Source organism: Dickeya sp. Secpp 1600, from assembly GCF_003049805.1.
Classification (GTDB): Bacteria; Pseudomonadota; Gammaproteobacteria; order Enterobacterales; family Enterobacteriaceae; genus Dickeya; species Dickeya fangzhongdai.
The window spans coordinates 3,188,590-3,211,029 of sequence record NZ_CP023484.1 but is presented as its reverse complement, the minus strand read 5'-3'; the positions used below and the strand labels follow the sequence as shown (position 1 = coordinate 3,211,029).

Annotated in this window: 20 protein-coding genes; 10 read left to right on the top strand and 10 right to left on the bottom strand. The window is 54.1% G+C overall.

Going from position 1 to position 22,440, the window contains the following annotated elements:
* Positions 1 to 223: 223 nt before the first annotated feature.
* On the top strand, positions 224 to 1,726 hold the full coding sequence (locus CPA59_RS14155; RefSeq protein ID WP_107759778.1) for a glucan biosynthesis protein G: 1,503 nt from the start codon (positions 224 to 226) through the stop codon (positions 1,724 to 1,726).
* Positions 1,719 to 4,271, top strand: coding sequence for a glucans biosynthesis glucosyltransferase MdoH (gene mdoH, locus CPA59_RS14150; protein ID WP_038919533.1), 2,553 nt, complete (start codon positions 1,719 to 1,721; stop codon positions 4,269 to 4,271). Before CPA59_RS14155 ends, mdoH begins: the two co-directional genes overlap by 8 nt.
* Before the next feature lie 103 nt (positions 4,272 to 4,374).
* Here mdoH and mdtG read toward each other — a convergent pair whose 3' ends face one another.
* The 3 genes from mdtG to CPA59_RS14135 form a co-directional block, all read right to left on the bottom strand.
* Positions 4,375 to 5,601, bottom strand: coding sequence for a multidrug efflux MFS transporter MdtG (mdtG, locus tag CPA59_RS14145; protein ID WP_038919532.1), 1,227 nt, complete (start codon positions 5,599 to 5,601; stop codon positions 4,375 to 4,377).
* A gap of 30 nt (positions 5,602 to 5,631) precedes the next feature.
* Entirely contained in the window at positions 5,632 to 6,552 is a 921-nt protein-coding gene (locus tag CPA59_RS14140) for a Kdo(2)-lipid IV(A) acyltransferase (RefSeq protein WP_107759776.1), read from the bottom strand.
* Between the two features lie 230 nt (positions 6,553 to 6,782).
* Positions 6,783 to 7,880, bottom strand: coding sequence for an NADH:flavin oxidoreductase/NADH oxidase (locus tag CPA59_RS14135; protein ID WP_107759775.1), 1,098 nt, complete (start codon positions 7,878 to 7,880; stop codon positions 6,783 to 6,785).
* A gap of 209 nt (positions 7,881 to 8,089) precedes the next feature.
* Here CPA59_RS14135 and CPA59_RS14130 point away from each other — a divergent pair, with 209 nt between their 5' ends.
* Positions 8,090 to 9,148, top strand: coding sequence for a rhodanese-related sulfurtransferase (locus tag CPA59_RS14130; protein ID WP_107759773.1), 1,059 nt, complete (start codon positions 8,090 to 8,092; stop codon positions 9,146 to 9,148).
* A gap of 48 nt (positions 9,149 to 9,196) precedes the next feature.
* Here CPA59_RS14130 and CPA59_RS14125 read toward each other — a convergent pair whose 3' ends face one another.
* The 5 genes from CPA59_RS14125 to pyrC form a co-directional block, all read right to left on the bottom strand.
* A complete protein-coding gene (locus tag CPA59_RS14125; protein WP_038667996.1) occupies positions 9,197 to 9,775 on the bottom strand; it encodes a YceI family protein in 579 nt (192 codons plus the stop codon).
* Between the two features lie 28 nt (positions 9,776 to 9,803).
* Complete coding sequence (locus CPA59_RS14120; RefSeq protein ID WP_107759771.1) at positions 9,804 to 10,358, bottom strand: cytochrome b; 555 nt, start codon at positions 10,356 to 10,358, stop codon at positions 9,804 to 9,806.
* 379 nt (positions 10,359 to 10,737) lie between these two features.
* Entirely contained in the window at positions 10,738 to 10,992 is a 255-nt protein-coding gene (bssS, locus tag CPA59_RS14115) for a biofilm formation regulator BssS (RefSeq protein ID WP_013318447.1), read from the bottom strand.
* 296 nt (positions 10,993 to 11,288) lie between these two features.
* The gene (gene dinI / locus CPA59_RS14110) at positions 11,289 to 11,531 is read right to left on the bottom strand and encodes a DNA damage-inducible protein I (RefSeq protein ID WP_038919528.1); all 243 of its coding nucleotides are present in this window, start codon (positions 11,529 to 11,531) and stop codon (positions 11,289 to 11,291) included.
* 109 nt (positions 11,532 to 11,640) lie between these two features.
* A complete protein-coding gene (pyrC, locus tag CPA59_RS14105; protein ID WP_038919526.1) occupies positions 11,641 to 12,684 on the bottom strand; it encodes a dihydroorotase in 1,044 nt (347 codons plus the stop codon).
* Between the two features lie 180 nt (positions 12,685 to 12,864).
* On the opposite strand from pyrC, the gene CPA59_RS14100 reads away from it, so the two are divergent.
* A complete protein-coding gene (locus CPA59_RS14100) occupies positions 12,865 to 13,152 on the top strand; it encodes a putative quinol monooxygenase (RefSeq protein WP_033111932.1) in 288 nt (95 codons plus the stop codon).
* A 72-nt stretch (positions 13,153 to 13,224) separates the two neighbouring features.
* Here the strand turns inward: CPA59_RS14100 and rne are convergent, their stop codons facing one another.
* On the bottom strand, positions 13,225 to 16,410 hold the full coding sequence (gene rne / locus CPA59_RS14095) for a ribonuclease E (protein WP_107759769.1): 3,186 nt from the start codon (positions 16,408 to 16,410) through the stop codon (positions 13,225 to 13,227).
* A 578-nt stretch (positions 16,411 to 16,988) separates the two neighbouring features.
* On the opposite strand from rne, the gene rluC reads away from it, so the two are divergent.
* Positions 16,989 to 17,945, top strand: a complete 957-nt coding sequence (gene rluC, locus CPA59_RS14085; RefSeq protein ID WP_107759766.1) for a 23S rRNA pseudouridine(955/2504/2580) synthase RluC — start codon at positions 16,989 to 16,991, stop codon at positions 17,943 to 17,945.
* A 54-nt stretch (positions 17,946 to 17,999) separates the two neighbouring features.
* Here rluC and CPA59_RS14080 read toward each other — a convergent pair whose 3' ends face one another.
* Entirely contained in the window at positions 18,000 to 18,584 is a 585-nt protein-coding gene (locus CPA59_RS14080) for a nucleoside triphosphate pyrophosphatase (protein WP_038921030.1), read from the bottom strand.
* Between the two features lie 160 nt (positions 18,585 to 18,744).
* On the opposite strand from CPA59_RS14080, the gene yceD reads away from it, so the two are divergent.
* Genes yceD through fabD form a run of 5 tightly spaced genes read left to right on the top strand, consistent with a single transcriptional unit; the run spans position 18,745 to position 22,432 of the window.
* Entirely contained in the window at positions 18,745 to 19,266 is a 522-nt protein-coding gene (yceD, locus tag CPA59_RS14075) for a 23S rRNA accumulation protein YceD (protein ID WP_038668008.1), read from the top strand.
* Between the two features lie 16 nt (positions 19,267 to 19,282).
* Entirely contained in the window at positions 19,283 to 19,453 is a 171-nt protein-coding gene (gene rpmF, locus CPA59_RS14070; RefSeq protein ID WP_012769343.1) for a 50S ribosomal protein L32, read from the top strand.
* Positions 19,454 to 19,479: 26 nt separating this feature from the next.
* Positions 19,480 to 20,526: a phosphate acyltransferase PlsX gene (gene plsX / locus CPA59_RS14065; RefSeq protein ID WP_038919521.1), complete on the top strand. Its 1,047-nt coding sequence runs from the start codon at positions 19,480 to 19,482 to the stop codon at positions 20,524 to 20,526.
* A gap of 6 nt (positions 20,527 to 20,532) precedes the next feature.
* The gene (locus CPA59_RS14060) at positions 20,533 to 21,483 is read left to right on the top strand and encodes a beta-ketoacyl-ACP synthase III (protein WP_038919520.1); all 951 of its coding nucleotides are present in this window, start codon (positions 20,533 to 20,535) and stop codon (positions 21,481 to 21,483) included.
* Between the two features lie 19 nt (positions 21,484 to 21,502).
* Positions 21,503 to 22,432, top strand: a complete 930-nt coding sequence (fabD, locus tag CPA59_RS14055) for an ACP S-malonyltransferase (protein ID WP_038919519.1) — start codon at positions 21,503 to 21,505, stop codon at positions 22,430 to 22,432.
* Positions 22,433 to 22,440: the final 8 nt, after the last annotated feature.

Sequence of the window (22,440 nt, the reverse complement as noted above, 5' to 3'; positions counted from 1 at the left end):
TTTTTCATCCTGAAAAGGCGGTTTGTCATTTAGGCGTGTCGATGTTGTTTAAACGATGACCTATTATGATGAACCATTCTTTTCTCAAGTTGTCGGAAAGCTAACTTATCCATTAATATGGGTTTTAGTTGATTTAGGCACACATACAGGGGGAGATGTGCTGGTTAATAAATTTAGGGTTAAGCAGCGGGTTGCTAATCTTCGCTGGGTTTCAGCTGCGGTCATGCTGTCTCTGACATCATTGCACGCTTGGGCTTTTTCCATTGACGATGTTGCGCAGAAGGCGGAAAAGCTTGCTGAAAAGGGGTATGAAGCGCCAAAGAGTAATCTTCCGGCCCAGTTTCGCGACATGAAATTCGCCGATTATCAGCAGATTCGCTTCAACCAGGACAAATCCTACTGGAATTCGGACCAGACGCCTTTCAAACTGCAGTTCTACCATCAGGGTATGTATTTTGACATTCCGGTCAAAATCAATGAAGTGACTGCCACTGAAGTCAACGAAATCAAATATTCTACCGACTATTTCAATTTTGGTTCCGTCAACCACGATCCGGCGACGGTGAAAGATTTGGGCTTCGCAGGCTTCAAGGTCCTGTACCCGATCAACAAAGCGGATAAGCACGACGAAATCCTCAGTATGCTGGGTGCGAGCTATTTCCGCGTGGTGGGTAAAGGACAAGTGTATGGTCTGTCGGCCCGCGGCCTGGCTATCGACACGGCGTTGCCGTCCGGCGAGGAGTTCCCGCGTTTCCGCGAATTCTGGATTGAGCATCCGAAGCCGGAAGACAAACACCTGGTGATTTACGCGTTGCTGGATTCTCCGCGTTCCGTCGGCGCCTATCGCTTTGTGCTCTATCCGGGCAGCGACAGCATGATGGATGTGGAAGCCAAGGTTTATCTGCGCGACAAAGTGGGCAAACTGGGCGTAGCGCCGCTGACCAGCATGTTCCTGTTTGGGCCGAACCAGCCGTCTCCGACGCTGAACTATCGTCCGGCGCTGCATGACTCCAACGGCTTGTCTATCCATGCCGGCAACGGCGAGTGGATCTGGCGTCCGCTGAATAATCCGAAGCACCTGGCGGTAAGCACCTATACGATTGAGAATCCGAAAGGCTTCGGGTTGCTGCAGCGTGGTCGCGATTTCTCCGGTTATGAAGATCTGGACGATCGTTACGATTTGCGTCCCAGCGGCTGGATTGAAACCAAAGGCGACTGGGGTAAAGGCAAGGTGGAACTGGTAGAGATTCCGACCGCGGATGAAACCAACGATAACATCGTGGCTTTCTGGACGCCGGAAAACCTGCCTGAGAAAGGCAAACCGCTGGAAGTTAAATACCGCCTGCATTTCACCAAGGATGAAGAAGCGCTGCATTCGCCGGAACAGGCCTATGTGATGCAGACCATGCGTTCAACCGGCGATGTGAAACAGTCCAATCTGATTCGTCAGCCGGACGGCACCACTGCATTCCTGGTCGATTTCGCCGGCGGCAAAATGAAGGAGCTGGATCCGAATGCGCCGGTCGCGTCACAAGTCAGTATCGGTGACAACGGCGAAATTGTGGAAAACACTGTTCGCTATAATCCGGTAACCCATGGCTGGCGTCTGACACTGCGTATGAAAGTGAAAGACAACAAGCAGCCGACGGAAATGCGAGCGGCATTGGTCAATGGCGAAACTACATTGACTGAAACCTGGAGCTATCAGCTGCCTGCTAATGAATAAATCAACTTCTACTCTCGAGTATATCGAGAAATTGCCTCTGCCTGCCGAGCAGGCAGAGGCCCTGCGTGAGAGCTTGTCCTCGTCTCAGGATCTGTCTTCCCTGCATCATTCTTTGTCTGATGATTCTGTCGTCACTATGCAATCGCCGGATGATGTTCCGCTGGTTTCCGTACCGCGTCGTCTGGAACTGGCGTGGGAAGACGGGTTGAACGGCGGTAAGCAACTGGGTAAAGACCGTGAAGGGCGTACTGCGCTGCAGGCGATGCCGCGTATCACTCGTGCTTCTATGTTCCCTGATGCCTGGCAGACGAACCCGATGGTGCGCTGGTGGGATATGCTCAACGGGCGTTCCAAACCACTTCGTCATCAGTACAAGACGGCGGAAGAGAACGAAGCGGAAAATCGTTGGCGCAGGGTAGGGACGTTGCGCCGCTATATCCTGTTGTTGCTGACGCTGTTCCAAACCGCTATTGCTACCTGGTATATGAAGACCATTCTTCCTTATCAGGGGTGGGCGCTGATCGATCCTTTCGCGATGGTGCATCAGGACGTATGGCGTACGGTTATGCAACTGCTGCCTTATGTGCTGCAGAGTGGGATTTTGATCCTGTTCGCTATCCTGTTCTGTTGGGTCTCGGCCGGTTTCTGGACCGCGTTGATGGGGTTCCTGCAGCTGCTGATCGGCAAGGACAAATACAGTATCTCGTCGACAACGACCGGCAATGAACCGCTGAATCCGGAACACCGCACGGCACTGATCATGCCGATCTGCAACGAAGATGTGGAACGTGTGTTTGCGGGATTGCGGGCGACTTACGAGTCGGTTGCGGCTACCGGCGAGCTGGATCATTTCGACATTTATGTGCTCAGCGACAGTAACGATCCGGATATTTGCGTCGCCGAACAGAAAGCGTGGATGGATCTGTGTCGTGAAGTTGGCGGTGCGGGTCGAATCTTCTATCGCCGTCGCCGTCGCCGTGTGAAGCGTAAGAGCGGCAATATCGACGATTTCTGCCGTCGCTGGGGCAATCAGTACAGCTATATGGTGGTGCTGGATGCCGATAGCGTCATGAGCGGCGAGTGCCTGACTTCGCTGGTTCGGTTGATGGAAGCCAACCCGAGAGCCGGGATTATCCAGTCTGCACCGCGTGCATCGGGTATGGATACGCTGTATGCCCGCTGCCAACAGTTTGCTACTCGTGTTTATGGCCCGCTGTTCACCGCCGGTTTGCACTTCTGGCAATTGGGTGAATCCCATTACTGGGGTCATAACGCCATTATCCGTGTTAAACCGTTCATTGAGCATTGCGCACTGGCGCCGCTGCCGGGTGAAGGGTCGTTTGCCGGTTCCATCCTGTCGCATGACTTCGTTGAAGCCGCGCTGATGCGTCGTGCCGGGTGGGGCGTGTGGATTGCCTACGATCTACCGGGTAGCTATGAAGAGCTGCCGCCTAACCTGCTGGATGAATTGAAACGCGACCGTCGCTGGTGTCACGGTAACCTGATGAACTTCAGGCTGTTCCTGGTTAAAGGCATGCATCCGGTGCACCGTGCGGTGTTCCTGACCGGGGTCATGTCTTACCTGTCCGCGCCGTTGTGGTTCATGTTCCTGGCGCTCTCCACGGCATTGCAGGTGGTGCATACGCTGATGGAGCCGCAGTACTTCCTGCAACCTCGCCAGCTGTTTCCGGTATGGCCGCAGTGGCGGCCGGAACTGGCGATAGCTTTGTTCTCGACAACATTGGTTCTGTTGTTCCTGCCGAAATTGCTGAGCGTCATTCTGGTATGTGCTAAAGGCGCTAAGTCTTACGGCGGAGTGGCCAAGCTGTTTATCTCGCTGCTGATTGAAATGCTGTTTTCCGTGCTGCTGGCGCCGGTACGCATGCTGTTCCACACCGTGTTTGTGGTCAGCGCGTTTCTGGGATGGTCGGTGCAGTGGAAATCACCGCAGCGTGATGATGATGCGACACCCTGGAGCGAAGCCTTCACCCGCCATGGTTCTCAGCTGCTGCTGGGACTGGTTTGGGCGATTGGCATGGCATGGCTGGATTTGCGCTTCCTGTGGTGGCTGGCGCCTATCGTATTCTCGTTGATCCTGTCGCCGCTGGTATCAGTACTGTCCAGCCGTGCCGGCGTGGGGCTGGCCTGCAAACGCGCCAAGCTGCTGCTGATCCCGGAAGAGTTCGAGCCGCCGCGTGAACTGGTGGCGACCGATGAGTATTTCCGTCGCAATCGTGAGCGCAAGCTGGAGCATGGTTTCATGCATGCGATCTTTGATCCGTCAATCAACGCGCTGACCAGCGCAATGGCGACGGCGCGTCACCGCTTCAGCAAGCCGATTGAGGATATGCGCGAGCAACGCGTCAATGATGCACTGAGTCGCAAACCGCAGGATGTTGATGGCAATCTGCGTCTGGCGTTGATTAGCGATCCGGTGACGTTGGCTCGCCTGCACCATCGGGTGTGGAGTCAGCCGGATACTCACAGCGACTGGCGAAGCCATTATCAGGCACTCGCCGCTCCGGTGATTAAAAACGCCCAGTAAGTCAGGGTGATCGACGAAAAAGCAACGGCCAGTCCGTTGCTTTTTTTATGGGCTGATTCTGTCCATTATCAGGATTACGTTCATCCCACACCGGAGAACCGCTTTATTCAGGTTCAGATACCGGTATGCGATTGGGTTTGCGGCGTAGAGAGAACCATGAGTAGAACGCGTTGATCATCACGACGGCAGCGGTAACCAGAAATACGGCTCTGAACCCAAAGCTGGCGGAAATGCTGGCGCCCAGTAGCGGCCCCGTCACGTTGCCGACATCACGGAATGATTGGTTATAACTGAATATCCGGCCGGCGACCTGATGAGAAGAATGGTAGATCAGCAACGTTTGCACGGCGGGTAACAGTGCGCCGTCAGCGGCCCCCAGCAGGAAACGCAGCAACGCCAGTTGCCAGGGCGACTGTACGAACGCCATCGGGATGAGTAGCAGCACCGAGAGTATCAACATGGCGATCAGGATGCGCTCCGGGCCAATCTTGTCGCCGAGTTTTCCCAACCGTGGGGCGCTCAGCAGTGCCGATACGCCCGGAATGGCGGCGATAGCGCCGCTGATAAAGGCCAGATTATCGGTCTGACCCGCCAGTTCACGCACATACAACGTCAGAATTGGCGCGATAGAGCCGGTGGCTATCTGGATAATCATGGTTGTCACAAACAGGCTCATCACCAGATGCGGGTTTTTCAGTGAAATCATCACCTGGCGCCCGCTGAGCATGTCCTTTTTCCGAACGGGCTCAATTCGTTCCCGAATGAGAAAGAGCGTAATTAGAAAACAGATGAACAAGACCACCGCTGTGATGAAGAAGACCGGCCGCAAGCCAAAGGTATCCGCCAGATAGCCGCCTAAGAGCGGCCCGAGCAGCGCACCGCCCACTGCGCCGGTGGACAGGGTTCCCAGCGCCCAGCCGCTACGATTGCGGGGAACCTGGGTGGCGATCAGCGCATTGGCATTCGGCACGAAGCCGCCCAGGATACCCAATGCCGCTCTGAGCAGCAGGAATTGCCAGATATTTTGCACCAGCCCCATCAACGCCATCACTATCGCCATTCCTAACGCAGAGCGCAGTAGCATCAGCTTGCGCCCTTTACGATCGGCAAGACGTCCCCAGAACGGCGAAGCGATAGCTGAAAACAGGAAGGTAATGCTGAAAACCACGCCCGACCACAGATTCAATTCTTCATGGCCCTGTATGCCGAGTTGCTCGACATACAGTGAAAGAAAAGGCATGACCAGGCTGAAAGCGGCCCCGGTAAAGAAACACCCCAACCAGGCGATGTAGAGATTGCGTTTCCAGTCAATCGGGGCGGTGTCATCCATCGTATTTTCCTGACTGGGTTGTCCCAGGGCTTAGTACAGCGAAGGTTCCCCGACAGGGCGTGTTTTGAAGCGTCGATGCAGCCACATATATTGGTCCGGCGCCAACAGGATATTTTCTTCAACCAGTTTGTTCATCCAGGCGGCGGTCGCTTCTTCGCTTTCCAGCGGAATATCCAGCTGTGCCGGCTGAATAATCAATTCATAACCCCTGGCATCCGGCAGGCGGCGGGGAACAAACGGGACGATAGCGGGTTTGGCGGCTCGGGCCAGCATGTAACTGCCGACTGTGGTCGCCGTTTTCTCGACGGCAAATAAGGGAACGAATACGCTACTGCGCGGACCGTAGTCATGGTCGGGAGCGTACCAGATAATTTCGCCCTGTTTCAGGGCGCGAATCATGCCTTTTAAATCCTTGCGATCCAGCATAGATTTGTTGGAACGCATTCTGCCCCAGGTTTGCAGCCAGTCGATCAGCTTATTGTCATTGGGTCGGTAAACGCCGATCCCGGCATTTTGCAGACCGAAGATGCGCGCGCCCAATTCCAGGGTCAGAAAATGCAGACCAATCAACAATACGCCGCGCTTTTGCTCACGCAGAGGCTGCATATTTTCAATACCGATCACCTTGAACCAGCGCTCTACCCGCCAGTCAGGCCAGAACCACGCCATACCGGTTTCCATCACCCCCATGCCGACGGATTCAAAGTTTTTCTTCACCAGTTGTTCCCGTTCTTCTGCCGGCATATCCGGAAAACAGAGTTGCAGATTACGATGGGCGATAGCGACGCGGCGTTTTAGAAAGCGCATGGACAATCTTCCCAGCCCGGTACCGATGCGGTAAATGAAAGGATAAGGCAGCAACACCAGCAGATAGAGAAGAACAATGCCTGACCACGTCGGCCAGTAGCGAGGGTGTAAGAGTGAGCGATGGAAAGAGGGGATTTGTGTCATAGCCTCAGTATCAAAATCAAAAAGCGGCGAACAACGCGCCGACGGTTAACATAATGATCAGCGCTTTCCAACAGAATAGCCGAAAGCGGCGTTGTTAAGGAAAGAATACGCTTGTTGCTTTTATCCGCAAATTCAACACGGTATCTATAATAACATTTGAGGGATATGGGTTTTAGCGTTTGGTGACATTGGGCGGAACAGCCCCCGCACTGGCGGCGGGGGGCATCAATTTATAGCGGGGTGAACAGCCCTTTGGCGTAATGTGGTTCGCAGCGCCAGTACTGGGGAGGCGCGATAACTTTTTCTTTCAGCCGGATCGCCGCGTGCCACGGCCAGCGCGGATTGAACAAAATCGCACGCGCAAGGGCTACCGCATCCGCCTCTTCAGTTGCCAGAATCGCTTCTGCCTGTTCCGGTTCAGTGATCAAGCCGACGGCGATGGTCACCAGCCCGGTTGCCTGACGAATTTTTTGTGCGAAAGGCACCTGATAATTGGGGGCGGGATGAATTTGTTGTAAGGGCGACAGACCGCCGCTGGAGACATGAATATAGTCGCATCCCAACTGGCGCAGCAGTTGGCCTAGCTCAATGGATTGCGCCAAATCCCAGCCGCCTTCGACGGCATCAGTGGCGGAAATACGCACGCCCACGGCTTTATGCGGCGGAAACACTTCACGCACAGCCATATACACCTCGCGCAGCAGGCGCATGCGGTTGGTCAGCGATCCCCCATATTCATCATCGCGCTGGTTGGTCAATGGCGAAAGAAATTGATGCAACAGGTAGCCGTGAGCGGCGTGGATCTCGATCAAATCGAACCCCAGCCGATCTGCCCGTCTGGCCGAGGCGGCAAAGGCATCAATCAGGTTCTTGATTTGATCGTGGCTCATGGCGACAGGCGGGGTGTCATCCGGGTGGTAAGGCAAGGCGGAAGGCGCCACTGTCTGCCAGCCGCCTTGCTCTGGGGGCAGGAAGGTTCGATTGGCCCAGGGCGCGCCGGTTGAGGCTTTGCGGCCGGCATGGCCGAGCTGGATGCCCAACGGGATGGCTGAATGTTTGCGGATGCCCCGTACAACCGGCGCCAGTGCACGTTCGGTATCGTCGTCCCACAGGCCGAGGTCCTGTGGCGAGATGCGCCCTTCCGGCAGGACGGCGGTGGCTTCCAGAATCAATAATCCGGCGCCGGAATGCGACAACGTACCCAGATGCATCATGTGCCATTCGGTCGCTTTACCATTTTCAGCTGAGTACTGGCACATCGGCGCGATGATGATGCGGTTTGGCAGCGTCAGGTTTCCCAATGCCAATGGGCTGAACAGTTTGCTCATGAAGATAACCTCCGTCTGAGATATACCCGGGAAACATTGCCAGAGATGTCGCTGCGCCTGAAATAACGATTTCACATTCCGATATGCACGTCATTCACTGACAGTATGCTATCCCTCGTGTATGATGCGGCGGCAATTTATTGTTTGCGCAACATCGCCTTCATAATATTTTAACGCCATTCACCTCAATAAAAACAGGATCGTACACCATGCCAGTGTTACATAACCGTGTTTCCAATGAGGAACTGAAAGCGCGCATGCTCGCTGAAACCGAGCCGCGTACCACAGTGTCCTTTTACAAATATTTCCAACTGGATGACCCGCAAGCCTTCCGCGATGCGCTCTATATCGCCTTTAGCCATGTAAAGGTATTCGGCCGCGTTTATATCGCCAGAGAAGGCATTAACGCGCAGATCAGCGTTCCGGCCAGCCATTTTGAGGACTTTCGCCGCGCCCTGTTCGGCTCGCATCCGGCTCTGGACGGAATTCGGCTGAATGTCGCACTGGAAGATGACGGTAAGTCATTCTGGGTATTACGCATGAAAGTGCGGGATCGCATTGTCGCCGATGGCATTGATGACGCCAGCTTCGATCCGACCCAGGTCGGTCAGTATCTCAAAGCGGAAGAGGTCAACCGGATGGCGGACGATCCTGATACGTTGTTCGTGGATATGCGTAATCATTATGAGTATGAAGTCGGCCATTTTGAAAACGCGATTGAAGTGCCTTCCGATACGTTCCGCGAGCAGTTGCCGATGGCGGTCGATATGCTGGCGGACGCGCGCGACAAGAATATCGTGATGTATTGCACCGGCGGGATTCGCTGTGAAAAAGCCAGTGCCTACATGCTTCATCATGGTTTCAGAAATGTCTATCACGTGGAAGGCGGCATCATCGAATACGTGCGGCAGGCCAAAGCCAATGGGTTGCCCCTCAGGTTTATCGGCAAAAACTTTGTATTTGACGAACGGATGGGGGAACGAGTATCCGGGGATGTGATTGCCCATTGCCATCAATGCGGTGAGCCGTGCGATACCCATGTCAACTGTAAGAATCAGGGATGCCATTTACTGTTTATTCAATGCCCGACGTGCGCGGAAAAATATGAGGGATGCTGTAGCGCCGTGTGCCAGGATGAGATCCGGTTACCGCTTGAAGAGCAGCGTCAACGCCGGAAAAGTCGTGAAATCAGTATGAAGATCTTCAATAAGTCTAAAGGATTGCTGAATACCACTCTGGGTATTCCCGCCCCGGAAGAGAAAAAATAACGCTGATGGCGAAAAGCGCAGAGTCTATGAAAGACTCTGCGCAAATTATTATTTCTGACGAATACCTTCAACCGAAATGATCAGATCCACTTCCTGAGAAGCCGGGCCAAGATCGGTAGTGATATTAAAATCTTTCAGTTTAAGCTTTCCTTCGGCTTCGAAACCGGCACGATAATTCCCCCACGGGTCGTTACCCTGACCAATCGCTTTCGCTTCCAGCGTCAGCGGTTTAGTTACGCCATTCAATGTCAGATTGCCGGTAATTTTCAATTCATCGCCGTCTTTTTTCACTTCGGTGGATGCGAATGTCGCCTGAGGGTGCTTGGCGACATTCAGAAATTCGGCGCTGCGAATATGTTTATCACGTTCGGCATGATTGGTGTCAACGCTGTTGGTATTGATGGTTACGCTGACTTTGTCTGCGGAAGGATTATTTTCATCAAAGGTAAATGCGCCGTCGAAATCCTTGAAGGTACCGTATAACCAGCTGTATCCCAGATGCTTGATACGGAACTGAACAAACGCATGTTGTCCTTCCTTGTCAATTTTATAATCGGCAGCGGTAGCGGCTCCCGCGAAGCTAAACAGGGAAGCCATAGTCACGCCCAGAATTGCTTTCTTAAACATTGGTCTTTCTCCTTGAACCCAGAATGAATTAATCCGCCTGTCTACCCAACATGCGTTTTAACGTAGCGTCACGATCGATAAAGTGATGTTTAAATGCCGCCAGCGCATGCAAGACGGACAAAATGACGACCGCCCATGCAAGATACAAATGGATGGTACCGGCGGTATCCGCCTGATCCTGAATCCCGCTCAGCGTAGCGGGCACTGAGAACCAGCCAAAGACGGAAATTGGCTGACCTTCGGCGGTAGAAATCAGATAACCGCTAATCAGTATGCTGAATAACAACAGATACAGGAAAATATGCGCCAACGTGGCGCCGATACGGGTCAGTGTGGAATAGCTGGATAGCGGGCGAGGAGGAGGAGAAACCCAGCGCCATATCACCCGGAACAGCAGAGTCAGAAACAGCAATATGCCTATACCTTTATGTATTTCAGGCGCGTTGTGATACCAGGGATCATAATATCCCAGGGCAACCATCCATAGCCCTAATGCAAACATGCCATACACTGTGGCAGCGGTAATCCAGTGCAGCAGCACGCTAATGTGCCCATAGCGGGTTGACGTATTACGCCAAAGCATTATTGAAATCCTTATCGTAGGTTAACCTTTGTTTCAGGAAATTAAACATCCGTAAACATAAAATCAATATAAAAATGACCTATTCAATATGATATTTTTATATTTCAATAAATTTGAAGGTGGTTCGGATTTATTATTCAGGATGACTGTGTAAGTTTATTAAAACATTTCTTTATTTATTTAAATTCAGGAAGATAAATGCTTTTTTATTAAATTGGGTTATTTGTTTTTCTGATTTTATTCTTTTGGTAATTTATTTTTATAAACAAATCAGATGCTAAATTTGTTGTAATGAAGATATAGACGGTAAGACACCGCTCTGGGGAGCGGTGTCAGGGGAGAGAATGGCATTGGTGAATGGTGATAAATATAAAAAATATTAATGCTTAAGATAGTCGGCAGGTTGATATTCATTCGATTCGATTTTGGCAATCCCAGCCTCAAGGATTGAGATAAGCTGTTTTGCCACGTCCGTGGTTAACCATAATGTCCGGTCAACCTGCGCCTCATCTGGCGCCTGGTCCGCCGTAGAAAGGTAATGCAGGCGGATCATCATTGCGTCATAACTGTCAACGGTACTGATATCCCAGCCTACTAGCGGGTGCGTTTGAATAATCTCATTTTTTCTGTCCATAAATACCCCTTATTGACTAGTTACTACCGTGAGTGACTAAACGAGGTTTAAGACGGCTCTTGTAGCTGAGCAATATCAGTATATCTCTGTCAGATTCATTTATGGAAATTAAATGTAAAAAAAACTCAAGTGGATGTTTCAGTTAATTATCTGGTGAAATGAACGATGATTCCTGAACAAAAATAGTACAGCTCGTTAATGTGAACGTGCGATTCAACGCGATATCCGAGGAAAAAATGAAGAGGCCAGACGCAAGAGGACTGGCCATTAGGTAACCTGTGCGGATGGAGAAAGGACTACTCGTTTTGAATAAACCAGTCGTCAGCGCTTTCCCATGTCTCCTGCAGGATCTCCGATATTCTCTCTTTATCGTCCTTGTTACCGCCAAAGACGCTCAGATTATTGGCGGCAGCGTAACGGACGTGTACGGGGGTATCCGGATAAATGCCATGAACCCGGTGACTCAGTTCATCGGTCAGCGCTTCAAGTGCGCCTGCGGGCAGCGGGGTCGTTTTTGCTATGGTAAGTTCAATACGCATGGTTGCCTTCTTATGTGACTGTGTTTTTATACAGTATATCAGGGAAGGCAACAACATGAATAAAAATGCGTACAAAGTGACTCCCTGGCTGGCAGGGAGTTCGGCGCTATCAGGCGACAGACCAGTTCAGGCTCTGGCCGGCAAGAAACGGAATGATAGTTTCTTCGCCTGCGACAATTTCTTCCGGAAACTGCACCGGCTGGCGGCGTAATTCAAGCGTGCCTTCGTTAACCGGCAACCCGTAAAAGCGTGGGCCATTCAGGGAGCAGAACGCTTCCAGTTTATCCAGAGCGTTCAATTCCTCGAATACGGTGGCGTAGGCGCTCAATGAGGCCTGCGCGTTGAAAACGCCGGCACAGCCACAGGATGATTCTTTACGGTGTTTGGCATGCGGGGCGGAGTCGGTGCCGAGGAAGAATTTCTCGCTACCGCTGGCGACCGCTTCGCGCAAAGCCTGCTGGTGTGTGTTGCGCTTGAGGATCGGCAGGCAGTACAGATGTGGGCGGATGCCGCCCACCAGCATGTGATTGCGATTAAACATCAGATGCTGCGGAGTGATGGTGGCCGCAACGAAACGATCGGCAGACTGCACATACTGGGCGGCTTCGCGAGTGGTAATGTGCTCAAACACCACTTTCAATTCCGGGAACTGCTGGCGCAGCGGTTCCATGATGCGCTCGATGAAACGGGCTTCGCGATCGAAAATGTCGACTTCCGGATCGGTGACTTCGCCGTGAACCAGCAGCGGCATGCCCAGTTTTTGCATCGCTTCCAACACCGGGTAGATGGTTCTGATATCCGATACGCCGTGGCTGGAATTGGTGGTGGCATGTGCCGGATAAAGCTTGGCGGCGGTAAAGACACCTTGTTGATAGCCCGAGATGATTTCGTTTTTGTCCAGAGACTCTGTCAGGTAACAGGTCATCAACGGCTGGAAGGTCTCGCCGGCTGGAACGGCGGATAAAATCCGCTGCCGATATGCTTCAGCCTGGGCCGCGGTAGTAATGGGCGGCGTCAGATTCGGCATCACGATCGCTCTGGCGAAAAGTCGGCTGGTATAGGGCAAAACAGCCTTGAGCATCTGATCGTCACGCAGATGAAGGTGCCAGTCGTCAGGACGACGAATCTTCAGAACATTCGGCAAGGGGGTCATGAAAAAACTCCGGCGGTCGGTAAATAACGTCCCTGAAACAGGGAGTGATATGGCGGGGGGTAAGCATAAGCGGAAAGTGTAGCGAATGCATCCGTTTGTTGTGAAAAGGTTGAAATTAGCCTGCAGTTGGCGTTTTATGGTTGGATATTCAATCGGTTGTTATATTCATGGAGTATTATGATGGAAATTCGTATCGTCGCCAGCGTTCAGGCTAAGCCGGAGTTCATTAACGATGTTGCGGCCGCTGTCCGGCAGGTTGTTGCGCCGAGCCGTCAGGAAGCCGGCAATCTGCAGTATGAGTTGCATGAAGAGTTGAACAAAACCGGCTCGTTCGTGTTCTTCGAACGCTGGAAAAGCCAGGAGGCTATCAACGAGCACGAGCAGACTGCGCATTTTCGCGCGCTTGTCGCTCAACTGGAAGGCAAGATCGATGGCATGGACATTAAGTTGCTGCAGACGATTGCCTGAAAAAATAATGCCCGTCATGGACGGGCATTTAATGGGAATAAGCACCCGCCGAAGCGAGGTGCTTTTTTTATATTATTCCACCGGCCGTGTCGCTGGCGCGCTGGCCTGATTCTCGGCAGCATGACCACCGGCAGAACCTTTACCGGTGAAGGCAAATGTCGGGCGCTGCCAGTCGCTGACGCGCGGTGCATCCGGAACATATGCCGGCGCAGGCGCGCGAGTCATCGGCGCGGCGGCATGGTGATGGCGGGCCGACACTACGGTCGTGGTCTCAGCTGGCTCCGGCGCGGCAACCGGCTCCTGAGCAACTGGCGTATTCTCAACCTGCACCGGCTCGTGAATAACCTGCGGTTGTTCAGTTACCTGCGTTTCGGCGGGTTCGCTGCTGGTTGTCGCGTCGCTATCAGCAACAACAACCTCATCAGCAACAACCGCGGCGGGAGCCTGTTCGACAGCCTCTTCAACACGAGCTGCGGTTTCCACGGGTTGTGGTACCGGCGCCGATGCTACCTGAGGTTGAGGAATTTCTTCCTGTACGCTGGCGCCGAGATCCTGAGTCGCTTCGCTCTGCACGGTTTCTTGCTGCGTCGGAGCGGATACTACGGCTGGCGTTTCCGTTGCCGGGGCGTTTGCCGGAGCCGTATCCAGAACATCTACCGCTTCCGGGAGCGTAGCGACCGCTGCTGCCGCCAGTTCCGGTACGACTGAACGCGGGGCGTCAATGGACTCGGATACCTGCTCTTCCACCAGCTCTGGTTGCTGCGGCTGGGCTACCGGATAGCGAATCCAGACTTTGCCTGAGGCCATTTCCGGTGAGGCTGAAGCCTGTGCCATCGGCATCGGCGACTGCGCCGGGTAGCGTTCATCGCGGTAACGACGACGACGCTGACCGCTGACTCGCAGATGGCGAGGCGAACGGCGAGAGCGACGCGGCAGACCATTTTCGCGGTTGCTTTCAGCCGCGTCATTTTCCGTATCAGTTCCCTCAGCAGCCAATGCGACAGGTTCAGTCACTTCAACCACGGACGGTTCCTGAACGTACGGAACGGCGGGAAGCTGCGCTTCGACATTCTCTTCTGTGGCATCGCTGTCCTGAACCCGCACTTTCTGGGCCAGTTGGCGACGTTGACGACGCTGCATCACCTGTGCCGGTTTTTCCTGCTCGGCACCTGCGTCTTCCGCGTCGACAGCCACGGTGTTCAGCTCTTTAACTTCGCTCTGCGCCTGACGTTTTTCTTCCTGGCGGCGGCGTTGACGCTCGGCGCGCTGCTCACGACGTTGTTCATCACGTGCGGCTTTGTCTTGTGCAGAGACTTCCGCTACCGGCGCGGTTTCGATGTCGGCGTTCTGCGACGGCGTGCGCTTATTACGGCGCTGTTCGTCACGCTCGCGCGGCTCACGATTGTCGCGGGTGCGTTCGCGACGACCGGATTGGCGGCGGTTGTTTCGGCGTTCCTGCTTTTGTTCCTGCTCATCGGATGCCGATTCGACAGTTTCAGCCGGTTTGTCTTTGGCGTCGGCCGGCGCGGCAAAGATGCCTTTCAGCGCGCCGACAAAACGACCGAACAGACCGCGTTCGGAAGAGGCCGGTTGTTTTTCCGCTTTCGGAGCGGCAACCGCCGGGGCTGGCTTGGTTTCAGCCGGCGGAATGTCCGACATGGTGAAGGACGCCAGAGCCGGCTGTTCCGGTACCCGACGTTCGGACACCTGTTCTTCCGGCGAGGGCTGTGATTCGACATCCAGCAGCTGAGGCAACATATAGCTCAGGGTCTGCTTTTCTTCGCCTTTGCGGATACGCAGTACGGAGTAGTGCGGGGTTTCCATACCGTCATGCGGTACGATAATGGCGCGAACGCCCCCCTGACGTTTCTCAATCGCGTTGACCGCTTCACGTTTCTCGTTAAGCAGATAAGACGCGATGGGAACAGGTACGATAGCGTGGACTTCTTTGGTGTTCTCTTTCAGCGCCTCTTCTTCAATCAGACGCAGGATCGACAACGACAGCGATTCATTGTCACGGATGGTGCCGGTGCCGCTACAGCGCGGGCAGACATGGTGACTGGATTCGCCCAGTGACGGGCTCAGACGCTGACGGGACATTTCCAGCAGACCAAAGCGGGAGATACGGCCGATCTGGATGCGGGCGCGATCCTGACGCACCGCGTCACGCAGGCGGTTTTCCACTTCGCGCTGATGGCGGACCGGGGTCATGTCGATGAAGTCGATGACGATCAAACCGCCCAGGTCGCGCAAGCGAAGCTGACGGGCAATCTCATCCGCCGCTTCCAGGTTGGTGTTAAAGGCGGTTTCTTCAATGTCGCCGCCGCGGGTTGCGCGAGCGGAGTTGATATCAATGGCGGTGAGCGCTTCGGTTGTGTCGATAACAATCGAGCCGCCGGAAGGCAGACGTACTTCACGCTGGAAAGCGGATTCGATCTGCGATTCGATCTGATAATGACTGAACAGCGGGATCTCGCCGGTATACAGCTTGATTTTACTGCTGAAATCCGGGCGCCCCAGCGCAGCGATATGCTCTTTGGCCAGTTCCAGAATTTTCGGGTTGTCGATCAGAATTTCGCCGATGTCCGGACGCAGATAATCGCGGAACGCGCGGACGATAACGTTGCTTTCCTGATGGATCAGGAATGGCGCGGCACGACCTTCCGCCGCTTTCTTGATCGCTTCCCAGTGCTTCAGGCGAAACGCCAGATCCCACTGCAGTGCGTCGGCGGATTTGCCCACACCGGCGGTACGGACGATCAAGCCCATACCGTCCGGCAGTTCCAGCGAGCCCAGCGCTTCTTTTAATTCGGTACGGTCATCCCCTTCGATGCGGCGGGAAATACCGCCTGCCCGCGGGTTGTTCGGCATCAGCACCAGATAGCTGCCGGCCAGACTGATGAACGTGGTCAGCGCAGCGCCTTTGTTACCGCGCTCCTCTTTGTCCACCTGAACGATGACTTCCTGACCTTCACGAAGCACATCTTTGATGTTCGGGCGGCCATGCGCATTGTAGTTGCTGGGGAAGTATTCACGGGCGATTTCTTTGAGAGGGAGGAAGCCATGTCGCTCTGCGCCATAATCAACAAAAGCGGCTTCAAGGCTGGGTTCTATGCGGGTGATCTTGCCTTTGTAAATGTTTGCCTTTTTCTGTTCATGACCGGGGCTTTCAATGTCCAGATCGTAAAGCCGCTGACCATCAACCAAGGCAACACGCAACTCTTCCTGCTGAGTTGCGTTAATCAACATTCTTTTCATCGTACTTAACTCGTTATTTTTACTTGCATTATTGATAGAGCTGCGGATGAACGGAGGCATGACCGGAGGGGACCGATGGCCTCGTGTCTTATCGCAGGGGCGTCAACCTCACGGTTGTCGCCTGCATAGAGGCGCATGTTTCGGTAGCCTGTATTTCCTGATGGAATACAGCGCATTTACTGCGGGAACAGCTTCTGAAAATAGGTTGCCAGATCTGATTCCATATGCCGGCCAAGCTGCAAACCACAGCTCGCTAACTGCCTGATTATTCAATACGTCTTACGCCATTGCTGCGTTTATGAGTAATCCGGCAAAGATAATAATTCCGCAATTTCCCCTGTTTTACCGGAAATCAGCACGGAAAGCCAAAGCATTATTCCATTGCTGATACGTCGATAGCAAGGTGACTTTGCCTGTCAATATAAAGTTTGTTGTGCTGTTTTTAACCAAACTGAAACCAGTTGATGCTGAAATCAGTCGGGATGCGAACAGTAACAATATCTTCATAAGCCAGACTGACAGTTAAGCATAGAAAAAGATGTGGCGCTATCGGTGTGTGCTATTTAGAATCCGCCTCCATGAAAACAGAGAACCCAACCGTACAGTTTCTGACGGTTTCCTCCGAGGAAGCCGGTCAGCGAATCGACAATTTTTTGCGCACCCGGCTTAAAGGCGTGCCGAAAAGCATGATTTATCGCATCCTGCGCAAAGGCGAGGTGCGGGTGAATAAAAAGCGCATCAAGCCGGAATACAAGTTGCTGGATGGCGACGAAGTGCGCATTCCGCCGGTGCGTCAGTCGGAGCGTGAAGAACCGGCGGTTTCCGCCAGCCTGGATAAAGTCTCGGCGCTGGCTGATTGCATCCTTTATGAAGATGATTATCTGTTGCTCCTGAATAAACCGTCGGGCACGGCGGTGCACGGCGGCAGCGGACTCAGCTTCGGCGTGATTGAAGCTCTTAGAGCGTTGCGCCCTGAAGCGCGCTTCCTGGAACTGGTTCACCGTCTGGATCGTGACACTTCCGGCGTGTTGCTGGTGGCTAAAAAGCGCTCGGCGCTGCGTGCGTTGCACGAGCAACTGCGCAGCAAGGGGATGCAGAAGGATTATCTGGCGCTGGTCCGCGGGCAGTGGCAGTCGCACTGTAAGGCGGTACAGGCGCCGCTATTGAAAAATGTGCTGCAAAGCGGTGAACGTATCGTCCGGGTTAATAGTGAAGGAAAACCGTCTGAAACGCTGTTCAAGGTGGAAGAACGGTTCGATTGCGCCACGCTGGTGCGCGCCAGCCCGATTACCGGGCGAACCCACCAGATTCGCGTTCACACCCAATATGCCGGGCACCCGATAGCGTTCGACGATCGTTACGGCGATCGTGAATTCGACGCCCAACTGGCGGATACCGGGCTCAAACGCCTGTTCCTGCATGCGCAGGCGTTGCGTTTTGAGCATCCTCACACCGGTGAGACGCTGCGTATTGAAGCGCCGCTTGATGCCGCCTTGCGTCATTGCCTGCAAGCTTTGCGGCAGCGCCAGAAATAAGCGTGCGCCGCGTCCCTGATTACCCGCAGGGACGTGGTTTGCACCTCGCCATCATCACGGTAATAACGGATTCACGCCTTCCTCTCGCAATAATTCCAGCAGCGTAATCAGCGGTAAACCGATCAGGGTATTGGGATCCCGGCCGGATAACCGGTCAAACAGCGCGATGCCAAGCCCTTCGCTTTTAAAGCTGCCGGCGCAGTCAAAGGGATGTTCGCAATCGACATAGCGTTCGATTTCGCATGTGCTGAGCGTACGGAAATGCACCTCGAACGGCTCTACTACGCATTGCAGACGCGCGGTTGCGCTGTTGAATAAGGCCAGTCCGGTATAAAAAGTGATGCATCGCCCGCTGGCCTGTTGCAATTGGCGTATGGCGTTTTCCCGGGTGTGAGGTTTGCCGGTGATGACGCCCTCCAGCACACAGACCTGATCGCTGCCGATGATCAGGTTGTCGGGATATCGCCCGGCCAGCGCGCGGGCTTTGCCGGTCGCCAGTCGGCCGACCAGTTCGCCGGCGCTTTCGCCGTCGGCCGGAGTTTCATCGATATCGGGCGCCGCGCAGACAAACGGCAGCCCCAGCTTTTCCAGCAGGGCTTTGCGGTACAGAGAGGTGGAAGCAAGGACAATTCGGGACATAAATGCAAACCAGGTCATAGCGTAATCAGTGAATGCATTTTAAACTGTCTGCCGCTTTAGAAGCGAATTTGGGTGTGCGAAGGCAAATTTGGGTGAAAGCACTGACATCGCCACCTTTTTCTTTGACTCTCCGTCGTTACGACGTTAATATGCGCGCCCTATGCAAAAGGTAAAATTACCCTTAACCCTTGATGCGGTTCGCACTGCTCAAAAGCGTTTAGATTATGTTGGTGTCTATACGGCTGAACAGGTGATGCGTGTTGCCGAATCAGTGGTTAGTGTGGACAGTGATGTGAATGCGACGCTGTCGTTCAGCATTGACAGCCAACGGCTGGCGGTGATTGATGGACAGGCTGATGTGACGGTGACGTTGCTGTGTCAGCGCTGCGGCAAGCCTTTCGAACATCAGGTCCACGCCACGTTCTGTTTTAGCCCGGTCATCAGTGATGAACAGGCCGAAGCCTTGCCGGAAGCGTATGAACCTATCGAAGTCAATGAGTTCGGTGAGGTTGATTTGCTGGCGATGGTTGAAGATGAGCTTATCCTCTCTTTGCCCATTGCGCCGGTGCATGATTCTGAACACTGTGAAGTGTCCGAAACGGATATGGTGTTTGGTCAGTTACCCGCCGAGGCGGAAAAACCGAATCCATTTGCCGTATTAGCCAGTTTAAAGCGTAAGTAATTAAGGAGTAAGGTCCATGGCCGTACAACAGAATAAACCTAGCCGTTCCAAACGTGGTATGCGTCGTGCTCACGATGCGCTGACCACTTCCGCTGTATCCGTAGATAAAGTTTCCGGCGAAACGCATCTGCGTCACCACGTCACTGCGGATGGTTACTACCGCGGTCGCAAGGTTGTTGCCAAGTAATTCCTGCGATTTAGCAAGGAAACACTTTGACGCGCCTAACCTTGGCGTTAGATGCAATGGGCGGGGACTTCGGTCCCTGCATTACAGTGCCTGCAGCGTTGCAGGCACTGGCTTCTAATCCAGACCTCCATCTGCTGCTGGTTGGCGACCCTTCTGCGCTTACTCCATTACTCGCTAAAGTCGATTCCCCTTTATTTTCCCGTTTGGAAATCGTGCCGGCTGAATCGGTAATAGCTGGCGATGCGCGTCCATCCCAGGCTATTCGTGCCAGTCGGGGGACATCTATGCGCATCGCTCTGGAGTTGATCAGGGAAGGGCGAGCGCAGGCCTGCGTTAGCGCAGGCAATACCGGCGCATTGATGGGGCTGGCGACATTATTGATCAAACCCATTGAGGGGATTGATCGTCCGGCATTGGTGACAATGCTGCCCCATCAGCAGCACGGGAAGAGCGTGGTGCTGGATTTGGGCGCGAATGTTGATTGCGATAGCGCAATGTTAGTGCAGTTCGCCGTGATGGGATCGGTCATGGCGGAAGAAGTGCTCGGATTGCAGAATCCGCGCGTGGCGTTGCTGAATATCGGTGAAGAAGAGAGCAAGGGGCTCGCTAGTATCCGGGGCGCAGCGGCGCAACTGAAAACCATGCCTTCGATTAACTATATCGGTTATCTGGAAGGCAACGAATTACTGACCGGCAAAACGGATGTGATGGTCTGTGACGGTTTCGTGGGAAACGTCACGTTGAAAACCATGGAAGGTGTAGTGCGAATGTTTCTGTCTCTCCTGAAGGGCTCGTCCGGCAGGGGAGAAAGTCGGCAAGCACAGCCATGGTGGTTGAAATTTTTAGGGCGCTGGTTGCAACGGCGTCTGGCCAGGCGGTTTGGACACCTGAACCCTGACCACTATAACGGCGCATGTCTGTTAGGATTACGTGGAACTGTCATAAAAAGCCACGGTGCAGCAAACCAGAATGCGTTTGCTGTTGCAATTGAACAGGCGATGCAGACGGTGCAGCGGCAACTCCCGGAGAGGATTGCGTCGCGACTAAAGGCTGTATTACCCAAGAGTGACTGAGCGTACATGTATACAAAGATTCTCGGAACGGGAAGCTATTTGCCCGAACAAATCAGGACGAACGCTGATTTAGAAAAAATGGTGGATACGTCGGACGAATGGATCGTCACACGTACCGGTATTCGCGAACGCCGCATTGCTGCTCCAGATGAAAGCGTTGCCTCCATGGGGTACCGTGCCGCGCAGAACGCGCTCGACATGGCGGGAGTCGACAGTAATCAGGTAGGCTTGCTTATCGTAGCGACCACGTCGTCCAGCCATGCTTTCCCCAGTTCGGCCTGCCAGATCCAGCAGATGCTGGGTATTAAAGACACGATCGCCTTTGATCTTGCCGCCGCCTGCGCGGGATTCGCCTATGCATTGAGCGTGGCCGATCAGTATGTGAAAAGCGGCGCGGTGGATTATGCACTGGTCATCGGTTCCGATGCCTTGTCCAGAACGCTCGACCCGGCCGATCGCGGCACTCTGATTCTGTTCGGCGACGCCGCTGGCGCTGTCTTGCTGGGCCGCTCGGAAGAGCCGGGAATCCTTTCCACGCATCTGCACGCAGATGGTCGCTATGGCGATCTTCTGACATTGCCTTATGCGGATCGCCAGGAACCGCAGCCTGCTTATTTGACGATGGCGGGCAACGAAGTATTTAAAGTCGCCGTAACGGAACTGGCCCACATTGTCGAAGAAACGCTGGATGCGTCCGGCCTGAATAAAAGCGAACTCGACTGGCTGGTCCCTCATCAGGCAAACCTGCGCATTATCAGCGCCACCGCTAAAAAACTAGGCATGGGCATGGATAAAGTGGTGGTGACGCTGGATCGTCACGGTAATACGTCCGCCGCTTCCGTTCCTTCCGCACTGGATGAGGCCGTCCGCGATGGTCGTATCCAGCGCGGTCAGTTGATTTTGCTGGAAGCGTTTGGCGGCGGCTTTACCTGGGGCTCTGCTCTGATTCGTTTTTGATTTATCAGGACGTATGACTATGACGAAATTTGCAATGGTATTTCCCGGTCAGGGTTCCCAGTCGGTGGGTATGCTGGCTGAACTGGCTGAAAAATTCCCGCTGATCAAAGAAACGTTTGACGAAGCCTCCTCGGTTCTGGGATATGATCTGTGGCAGCTTTCCCAGCAAGGACCGGCGGAAGAACTGAACAAGACCTGGCAGACCCAGCCGGCGCTGTTAACGGCGTCAGTCGCTCTGTGGCGCGTCTGGCGGCAGCAGGGCGGCGCGTTGCCGACGCTGATGTCCGGCCATAGCCTGGGCGAATATTCTGCACTGGTGTGCGCCGGCGTTCTGGATTTCAAGCAGGCGGTCAGCCTAGTTGAACTGCGCGGCAAACTGATGCAGGAAGCGGTACCGGAAGGGACCGGCGCAATGTATGCCATCATCGGTTTGGATAATGATGCGATTGCCGCAGCCTGTGCCGAAGCCGCGCAAGGTCAGGTAGTTTCGCCGGTCAACTTCAACTCGCCGGGGCAGGTGGTTATTGCCGGTAACAAAGAAGCGGTTGAGCGCGCGGGCGCAGCCTGTAAAGCTGCGGGTGCGAAACGCGCGTTGCCGTTGCCGGTCAGCGTACCTTCCCACTGTGCGCTGATGGAGCCGGCGGCCCGTAAGCTGGCGGATGCGCTGGAAGCGATCACCTTTAATGCGCCGGACGTACCGGTGGTCAATAATGTGGATGTTCGCGCTGAATCCGCACCGGAAGCGATTCGCAGCGCGCTGGTGCGCCAGTTGCATAACCCGGTCCGTTGGACGGAATGTGTCGAATACATGGCCGCGCAGGGTGTGGTTACCCTGGTGGAAACCGGCCCTGGTAAGGTGTTGACCGGGCTGACCAAACGAATCGTTGATAGTCTCACGGCAACGGCGATTAATGATCCTGCTTCCTTATCGGCAGCGCTTGAACAGTAAAAACGGTG